This window comes from Desulfovibrio faecalis, from assembly GCF_053570625.1.
Genome location: NZ_JBRBQR010000003.1, coordinates 1 through 8557, shown reverse-complemented (window position 1 = coordinate 8557; position 8557 = coordinate 1). Strand labels below are relative to the sequence as shown.

General features: G+C 56.0%; 8 protein-coding genes and 2 pseudogenes. 4 read left to right on the top strand and 6 right to left on the bottom strand.

The features are described from left to right. Together ACUZ79_RS15800 and ACUZ79_RS15795 are read left to right on the top strand one after the other, a co-directional pair. Window positions 1–309: IS3 family transposase (locus tag ACUZ79_RS15800; protein ID WP_449252205.1), on the top strand; the 309-nt coding region annotated here is incomplete at its 5' end. Continuing rightward, window positions 296–829 carry an integrase core domain-containing protein gene (locus ACUZ79_RS15795; protein ID WP_449252204.1) on the top strand — a complete coding sequence of 178 codons (534 nt, stop codon included), beginning with the start codon at window positions 296–298 and terminating at the stop codon, window positions 827–829. The genes ACUZ79_RS15800 and ACUZ79_RS15795, both read left to right, overlap by 14 nt. A gap of 6 nt (window positions 830–835) precedes the next feature. On the opposite strand, the pseudogene ACUZ79_RS15790 reads toward ACUZ79_RS15795, so the two are convergent. The 6 genes and pseudogenes from ACUZ79_RS15790 to ACUZ79_RS15765 form a co-directional block, all read right to left on the bottom strand. Then, a pseudogene (locus ACUZ79_RS15790) lies at window positions 836–979 on the bottom strand (transposase); the annotation flags it as partial. 35 nt (window positions 980–1014) lie between these two features. After that, entirely contained in the window at window positions 1015–2202 is a 1188-nt protein-coding gene (locus ACUZ79_RS15785) for an efflux transporter outer membrane subunit (RefSeq protein WP_449252203.1), read from the bottom strand. A 267-nt stretch (window positions 2203–2469) separates the two neighbouring features. After that, a complete protein-coding gene (locus ACUZ79_RS15780) occupies window positions 2470–3399 on the bottom strand; it encodes an efflux RND transporter periplasmic adaptor subunit (protein ID WP_449252202.1) in 930 nt (309 codons plus the stop codon). 32 nt (window positions 3400–3431) lie between these two features. After that, window positions 3432–3626: a DUF1656 domain-containing protein gene (locus ACUZ79_RS15775; protein WP_449252201.1), complete on the bottom strand. Its 195-nt coding sequence runs from the start codon at window positions 3624–3626 to the stop codon at window positions 3432–3434. Continuing rightward, the gene (locus ACUZ79_RS15770; RefSeq protein ID WP_449252200.1) at window positions 3616–5754 is read right to left on the bottom strand and encodes an FUSC family protein; all 2139 of its coding nucleotides are present in this window, start codon (window positions 5752–5754) and stop codon (window positions 3616–3618) included. The genes ACUZ79_RS15775 and ACUZ79_RS15770 overlap by 11 nt, the downstream gene beginning before the upstream one ends. A gap of 126 nt (window positions 5755–5880) precedes the next feature. Further along, on the bottom strand, window positions 5881–6810 hold the full coding sequence (locus ACUZ79_RS15765; protein ID WP_449252199.1) for a LysR family transcriptional regulator: 930 nt from the start codon (window positions 6808–6810) through the stop codon (window positions 5881–5883). 416 nt (window positions 6811–7226) lie between these two features. Here ACUZ79_RS15765 and ACUZ79_RS15760 point away from each other — a divergent pair, with 416 nt between their 5' ends. Next, entirely contained in the window at window positions 7227–7349 is a 123-nt protein-coding gene (locus ACUZ79_RS15760; protein WP_022659440.1) for a hypothetical protein, read from the top strand. 620 nt (window positions 7350–7969) lie between these two features. Continuing rightward, window positions 7970–8557 (top strand): annotated as a pseudogene (locus tag ACUZ79_RS15755) (translation initiation factor 2); the annotation flags it as partial.

Genomic DNA, 8557 nt, shown 5'->3' with positions numbered 1-8557 from the left:
GCTGCGCATGGCTACTCAGAGCGGCGGGCTTGCCGAGTGATTCAGTTTAATCGCTGTTCAGCCAGACGGGCACCATCTGAGGACCGTGATCTTCTTTTGCGGACTCGGATGCTGGAACTGGCAAATGACCGACGGCGTTTCGGTTCTCCGCGCTTGCATGAATTATTGCGCCTGGAAGAGCTGGTGCAGAATCATAAGCGGACAGAAAAGATTTACCAGGAAGAAAATCTTTCACTGCGCACCCGCAAGAGAGTGAAGCGCCCAAGCCATGCCCGTATTGTCCAGGCTGGCCCTGATGGCCCAGGATGAGCAATGGGCGATGGATTTTGTAAGCGACTCCCTTATGGGTGGGCGACGCATCCGGGTTTTGACAATTGCCGATCTGTGGGATCGTTCAAGCCCCGCGCTCGAAGTGGATATGTCGTTGCCTGGAGTGCGAGTTGTGCGTGTCCTTGAAAGACTACGCCTTCAAGGGCGGTTGCCGCAGCGTATCAAGGTTGATAATGGGCCGGAATTTAGCGGTAAGGCCCTGGATACATGGGCTTTTGAGCATGGCGTGCAGATAGAGTTCACTCGTCCAGGGAAGCCCAGGGATAATGGACACATTGAAAGCTTTGACGGAAAATTCCGGGATGAGAGTTTAAATCAGAACGTGTTTCTGTCCCTGCACGATGCCCGCAGAACAGTTGAAGCCTGGCGGCATGATTACAACCAGCGGCGACCCCACAGTTCCTTGGGATGGCTGACACCGGAAGAATTTCGCGAAAAGAATACAACCTATAACCCATCAGGATCCACTAACTTACAAGTGGTATACGCAGTGGGGTAAGGTCACCATGCCGTCAAACTTCGCTCGCCACTTATAAAATGCGGCGCTACTCATGCCATGCTCACGGCAAAGCCTGGTAACGGGAACGCCATTTTCGGCTTGTTTCAAAATCGCCAGAACCTGGCTGTCGGAAAATCGTGACGTTTTCATCGTGAAAATCTCCGTGTAGTTCATTCTCGGAAATTCTACTTATAAACGCTACTTTTTTCTGGGGGGATTACCCCCAATGATTTATAGAGGGCAATGACGCCGCGCAGTTCTTCCCACTGGCTGAGGGCCAGGGCATCCCGTGCAGTATTAACGGTACGCTGCGCCACAAGCACCGGCATGTAGGCGCTTAACCCCCTGCCATAGAGCAGGGACGATTGTTCCAGGGCTTTCTGGCTGTCAATAACTGCCTCTCTTAGTGAGGCCTGCCGCAGACGTTCACTGTTCAGTGCTGTCAAGGCATCTTCCACATCCCGCAGCGCAAGCCTCACGTCTCGCTCATACACCAGCCTTGCCGCATCGGCGTTGGCTCGCGCCGCCTTCACGCCTGCGCGTGCCCGCCCTCCATCGTAGATGGACTGGCTGACCTGCCCCCCTACCGACCATGCCGTGCTGGCACTGGAAAAGAGGTCGTGGATGAGGCTGACGGTACTGCTGATGCCTAACGGGATAGTAAACCTGGGGAAACGCTCGGCCTCAGCAACGCCGATCTGTGCGGTTGCTGCGGCAAGACGCCGTTCATCAGCCCTTATGTCAGGGCGTTGGCGCATCACCTCCGACGGCAATGAAAGCGGCAGGCGAGCGGGCACAGGCAAGGTTGAAGACGGCTCGGCCAGCGCGGTGCGCCAATCACCTGGAAAACCGCCAGCCAGTACGCCAATGGCATGACTGAACCGGGCAATATCTGCCTCCATCAACGGCGGCTGCGCCTCGGCTGTTTTACGTTCTGCCCGCGCCTGCATCACATCGGCCAGGGTGCCCATGCCCCTTCGTTGGGCCTGCTCAGCCAGTCGCTCACTCTCAAGCAGTGTACGGATGTTGTCATGGGCGATAGCCAGGCGTAGCTGCGTTGCACGAAGGCCCGCGTAGTTGGACACAAGTTCCGCAACCAGGCTCACCTGCAATGCGCGATGATCCTCGGCAACCGCTTCGATGCCCGCATCTGCCGCTTCAACCGCCCTGCGCGTTCCACCAAAGATGTCCAGCTCCCAACTGGCATCAAAGCCAGCAAGCCATGTTCGCGACTCGCCGCCGACCTGCCCGGTGAGGGCCTCGCTGGTGCGCCGCGCCTCTCCAGCCCCGCCGCCGGAAACCGTCGGCCCAAAGGCTGGCAGTCTGAACCCGCTCCGCGCGCGCCTGACGTAACCGGGCCAGCGCGATACCAATGTCCTGATTCCGTTCCAGAGCCTGATCGACCAACCTGTCGAGCAGCGGATCGTTGAATGACCGCCACCACATGCGCAGCCCATCCTGAGAGTTGCCGGGCAAAGCAGTGTTGGCCTCAACCCAGTTTACAGGCAGGGTCAATGTGGGTTTGGTATAGTCCGGGCCTACGGACAGGCAACCAGACAAACCCAGCAACAACGGGGCGATCAGAAATGCGCTGCAAATACGCAGTCGCGCATGATTCCGTGCTGTGTACATGCGCACTCCTACAGCCAACGTTGCAAAAGCGTTGCGAGGCGGCCCTGGGGTGGCCTGTCGCCCCCCGGCGCAGCCACCTCAATGCTGCCAGTCATGCCTGCGGCCAAAACAAGATTCTGAGGGAGTTGTCTAAACTCGACGCGAACCGGAATGCGCTGCGCAAGGCGAACCCAACTGAAGCTTGGTGCAACGCTTGGCAAACCCTGCGCATCAGCCTGCTGGTTGGCATCGGCTATTCCGCGCCCGATACTCACCACCCTGCCAGGAATCACTTCATCAAAGCCCATCAGGCGGATCTGCGCAGAGGCGCCGGGCTCAATGCCGTGCAATTTGGTTTCTTCAAAATAGCCAATGATCCGGAAGCTGTTTGCGTCCACCAGCGCGATATTTGGCTGACCAGTCACCGCATAGTCGCCCTTGTTCAGCCGCAGGCGCGTTACATATCCATCCACAGGAGCCCGCAGCACGGTGTGCTCCATATCCAGCCTTGCCCTGTCTACAGCAACCTGCGCACTGCGCAGCTCGGCCTGGGCAATGGCCATTGTCTGATTCGCACGCTGGATTTCTTCTGCAGGCACAATATCTTCCATACCACGGCGGCGCCTCGCGTCTTCCATTTTCTGGCGCAGCGACACGTCTGCCGCAGCCAGCTGGGCTTCGGCCTGAGCCAAAGCCAGAGCAAAATGGGCAGGGTCTATGCGGTAGAGCACCTCCCCCTGTTTCACAAACTGGTCATCCGCCACCGAGACATCCAGTACCGTACCTGACACCTCCGGGGCTATGCGGACGATTTGCGCACTGACGCGGCCATCGCGTGTCCAGGGGGCCAAGACATAGGCACGCCAGAGGGCGCTTACCAGAACCCACGCAAGAATGACGACAGTTGCTGTGAGCCCTGCCCTGAATATCTGTTTTGCCGGAAACAAACTGTTAGACATGGAAAACCAACACCTTTTCTGGGAATTAGCGGTTAAACAAAGAGAATCAGCATCGAAACTATGCAGAGGGAAAGAGCAAACCCGAATAAACCGGGATGCCAGACCCACCTCAGCGCGCCGTAGCGTGTAAGCAGGGAGCGAAGACCCAGGTATATTGGCAGCGCGGCGCACGCATAGACAAAGAATGGCGGCAGGTAGATGCCAGCCACCGAGAACTCACTCAGCATCGGAACGACCTCCAGAATGTTGCGAAAAGTAATCTGCGCGATTTTCAAGCACCGCTGCAATATCAAGCAGCACGACCGTCAATCGTTGCGCTTCGGCTGTGGCGGCGCTCCCGGTCTTTGACAATTGCGACAAGGATCTTGCAGCGCGGCGGGCATGCCGGGCCGCCATTTTTGGTTCTCCGACCCGGCGGTTCATATAGCGAAAAGCGGTTGCGAGCTGGCGGCGCAATTCAGAATCTTTGGGCGCATGGCGCAGCCAGTTGCGCAAGCGCAAAACCTCCCGCCCCAGATGGATACTGTCCAGCGCATTGGCAATCTCTCGCTCCATCACCTCCGGTTGCGCTCTAAGCAGCGCACCGAGCTGAGCCGTGCGGTGCTGCTGGCTCCATTGCCAGATTTTCGCATCCGTCCGTTTTCCTCTGAAGGCGCCAAGCGCATTATCGCGGATAGCAAGGTGCAAACGCTCGACGTCGCGCGACAGATTGCGCGGCAACAGCACCTTGAACCCCACCAGCGTAAAAAATACCGCCAGTATCCAGGCCACGGAACTGTTGAGAAATAACGTAAAATCGTAGTTCATGGGGTTGTCTGGCGCGGCCAGCGTGGTGAAAGCCACGAGATAGGTGGCCCCGGCCGCCATATGGCGGGGCATGGAGGTTGCGTACACGCCCGGCAGCCAAAAGAGCCCCAGCACCAGGAGCAACAGCGGCAGCCCTTCAACATGGGGAAGCACTATAAAGGTGCAGAAGAATGCCATTACGACGGCAGCCACAGTGCCCTTGATAAATTCAACGGCGCCGAGAGCCGGATTGGGAGCCGTTGACAGCAGCGCGCAGCCCGACGCCAAGCCTGCCAGCATCAGGTTTCCGTACGTCCAGCCAGTCGCTAGCCAGAAAGCGCCGCCCAGCAGCACCGTCAGCATGGCGCGCAGCCCGTTCTGCATCGCTGCCATCCTGTCCCGGTAGAACGGCACGGAGACTTGCGCCGCTGTTGGCAGCGGAGCATGTAAACGTTCAATGCCCTTAAGGGCTTCAATATAGTCATCGAGCTGTTCGAGCAGCCGGTCTCCAGCGATCATCAGTGCGGCATGCTCCGACGCTTCATCAAGCGATGTCGTGGAGAGTGTGCCTGTTAAACGAGCACGCATATCTGCCAATACCTGAACGGCGCGCTCTAGCCCGATGGAGCCTTGTTCCTGCGCCAGCGCCTGGCTGACTTGCTGCCATGCCAGCTCCCAGTGGGGCTTGAGTGCTTTCAGGGCGCCCAGGCTGGCGCTCCCCTCCCGCATGGGGGGCATGCCGCCTACCAATGCGGAAAACAGGGAAACCATTGTCTGCCGAACTGTACCAGCACGTTGGGCAAGGTCGGGGGATTCGGCTTTGCCCAGCGCCAGCAGGTCATCCACGCTATACGCTTCAATAATGAGATTGAGCCTGTCCGCATCCAGAGGCTTGCTTTCCGGTGTCTCACCAGCATGTGTCGCCGGATGATCTGTCGAAAGGATGCCTGCGGTCGCTGCTGCCAACCGCCGCAGTTGCGTTTCCAAACGATTCCTTACGCTCCGGGTGCTGAAAAGTGCGGACACGCACACCAGACACACCACGCCGATCGCCACGGAAGCCCCACGCCCCATCACCTGAGAAAACGTAAGTTCCGGATGTTCCATGGCTCCATAGGCCGCCATCCCCACAGTGTATCCCGCAAGGGTTGCGCCATACGCCCGAAAATGGCGCAGAAGCGTCATCCCCACCACACAAACGCCCATCCACAGGCCAAAGCCGAACAGGAACAGCCAGGGACTCTGGCCAAATAAACTCATCAGAATAAAGGACGCCAGCATTCCGGCCAGCGTGCCAAGTATCCGCCACACGCCTTTTCCTATTACAGCACCCTGCACCGGGTTGATGACAAGAAGCACACTGGATGCAGCTGAATACGGCGCGCGCAGATCCAGCCAATAGGCAACTACAAGCGCCATGCCTGCGGCAAGAATCGAACGCACTACGTAGGTTGCGCGTGGCGTGGTCAGGTCAAAATATGGCAGCCAGCGGAAAAACCATCCCCGGAGCTGGGAAAGATAGGAGGTAAAAAAGCCTGAAGGTGCCGAAGACACATTCGCGTAAGACATGATAGAACCCTTCTGCAATGACGTAATAAGCGCCACTGTAGATATGCCCTACCATTCCGAAAAGTGAATTTATTGCATTTTTATGATTGCGTTAAGCGCACGCATTGAAGGTTGCTCCTCCCCCCACTATTTTGCTTGTCTGGCCGTCTGCGCGGCATTGCCGTTGCAGAGGGCATGGATTGTACGCCGCAGCCACCGATGCGCAGGATCGTTCTCCAGGCGAGGGTGCCATGCCTGCATCAGCAGCACGGTTTCCAATGGAACCGGCAGTTCGAACAGACGGATGCGCAGGCCTGCGGCAAGCGCGCCGCTGGCCAGATTTTTGGGCAAAATCAGCACCAGGTCAGAATCCTGCAGCGCGAACAATGCCGTGTACGGGTTCGGCACGACCAGGGCAACATGACGGCGTAACCCATGTTCTTCCAGTGCTGCGTCTATGGGGCCAACGGACTTTCCGCGCCGCGAAACGTTGACATGCTCCCAGCGGGTAAGGCACTCGGGGGTAATTTCGTCGTCAAAAACCGGATGATTTGTTCGGGCAACGCCAACGTACGTCGTAGTAAACAGCGACTGCACGCGAATCTCCGGCCCCAGCTTGCGTGAGCCACTGATGAAGAGATCAATGCGACCACTGCGCAGCGCCTCCTCGTCCACGTCATCTTCTTCCGGCGAAAAGCGCAACATGGCGCGGGGCATATCCGTTGCCATAATACCCAACAGATGCCCCAGATGCATGCTCACAAACTCATCGGTGGCACGCACATTAAAGCGCCTCTCCAATGATTTCAGGTCGATCTCGGCATCGGATGAGAAAACCTGCGAAGCCTGCTCGACCGCCATGTGAACCTGCTCGCGCAGCGCGAGTGCTTTAGGCGTCGGCATGAGCTTTCTCCCGACCTGGATAAATACGGGGTCGCCCAGTGCATCCCGAATCCGGCTCAAGGTGCGGCTCATCGCCGGGGGGCTCAAATTCATGCGCCTGGCAGCGCCATTGACGCTGCCTTCTTCCAGCAAAGCATCCAAGGCCAAAAGCAAATTAAGATCCGGACGTGCCATGCCATCTCCAATCCGTTAACCAAAACGCAATCACATTTAGCTCTGAATAATGCGAAGAACATTAAAAAACAAGCGCACTCCAAATGGTGATGCATCAAATTTTCTCGACCACCACCTTTTGGCTGTTTCTTGTGAGGAATCTGCTGCTTGCTGCCACAACAAATGACAGATTGCCACACTCCCTGTGGTGGCCGCCTTTGGGGTTTTCCGGGGCCAGAATCTTGCCGCGATAATTTTTTATTTTTACCCGACAATATAACCACCTAAAATATCTTGCAGTATTAACAAACAAAAGTTCCAACCTGAATATTCCGAACGCCGAAGCTCCCCGAACTATTGCAAGCCACTTATGAGAGTGCTAGATTTTACCTGCGAAGTTTTTTTGTTCGCAACCACCAGAACCAAGGAGGCGAAGTATGGAATATGCCGTTATGCTGGGGACCGTCGGATGCCGCAAAGAGGATTCAATCCTCGGCTCTGTTTGGGGTGGTTGGATGAACTGGTGGCGTCGCATGCTGGCAGCCGCCGACCGCTTTTGAGCACAGCATGTGACACCGCACGCTGTAATCAACCTGTGATTGAAGGCCGGGACAACTCCCGGCCTTTTTTATTTGGCGACGCCAATCAGAGCAGGCGCATCCGAGCGCTTCAAGGACGGACGTTCCCTCTGGCGCATCGCGCCCACCACTACGCGTCACTCTCCTGCCGCACCAGAGTCCTTGGACTTATCATCAAGCACTCAACAGGCACGCGCCAACCAGCGTCTGTTGCTGCCTCCCCCATTTATAATCGCCCATGGCGAACCACCCGCCGCATTTTTTCGCCTCTTCTAATTATAAAAACTATATTATTGATAGAAATTTAGTATTAAATCTCCACCAAAACAAAATCCTTATTTTTTACAAGGTTGATAAATATGTTATTTTGCAATAGCCTGCCTTCGGTATTTCACTGTATTAAACTGACATCTAGCATTCTTCAAAGGTGCGAGCCACACTCGCATAAAAAAGCACGGAATAGGACTGGCCTATACGTAACGACACTGCATAACCACTATTTACAGCTTTACTGTTCCTTAACAAAACGGCCTTACTAACTAATCCACCCAGGCTTTCAGCAAATGTCCTTCAGATATTCCAAAAATTACGCATTATGGGATATGATTTTTATCATTGCCCTTGCTGGCTATACCCTATTTGGACTATGGGGAGTGAGCCTGCTTTCGTGCGACGGGCTTAAAATCAGCAGCGACCTTTGCTGCTATGTGCAAAATATGGCGGGCGAACTGCGCCGTGAACTGTTTTCACTTGACCCGCTATTAGCGCTTCCAACCACTGCAAATTCCATCATCAGTCTTGAATCAACTTTGGCGAGCCTTCTTCAGCCCGATGACGACATTGTGCAGGGGATGCTGCGGGCTGGTGCTGTGGGTGTGTTTTTCCACTACATTGCCTGTTATTATCTAGGACGCCGCCTTTTCGACACGCCGCTGGTTGCCGCCCTGTTTGCCCTGCTGACAGGCGTGACCGTATGGGTCAGTTTTGGTACGTATTGGGGCTTTGGCTCGGGCGACATAACGCCGCGTGTTTTTTATGCCGCTCTGTTCCCGGTACTGCTGGCAGCAACACTTTCCGCTCTCGACAAACCGCAGCTGCGCCCTCTTATTATGTTTGTTTCGGGCTGCGGCATGTACCTGCACAGCATCAGTTCTCTGGTGGCCAGCTGCATGCTGTTTACCGTCTTTTTC

Coding starts and splice junctions, on each gene's coding strand:
- ACUZ79_RS15795 (WP_449252204.1), top strand. CDS start 296: ATGGCCCAGGATGAGCAATGGGCGATGGATTTTGTAAGCGACTCCCTT.
- ACUZ79_RS15780 (WP_449252202.1), bottom strand. CDS start 3,399: ATGTCTAACAGTTTGTTTCCGGCAAAACAGATATTCAGGGCAGGGCTC.
- ACUZ79_RS15775 (WP_449252201.1), bottom strand. CDS start 3,626: ATGCTGAGTGAGTTCTCGGTGGCTGGCATCTACCTGCCGCCATTCTTT.
- ACUZ79_RS15770 (WP_449252200.1), bottom strand. CDS start 5,754: ATGTCTTACGCGAATGTGTCTTCGGCACCTTCAGGCTTTTTTACCTCC.
- ACUZ79_RS15765 (WP_449252199.1), bottom strand. CDS start 6,810: ATGGCACGTCCGGATCTTAATTTGCTTTTGGCCTTGGATGCTTTGCTG.
- ACUZ79_RS15760 (WP_022659440.1), top strand. CDS start 7,227: ATGGAATATGCCGTTATGCTGGGGACCGTCGGATGCCGCAAAGAGGAT.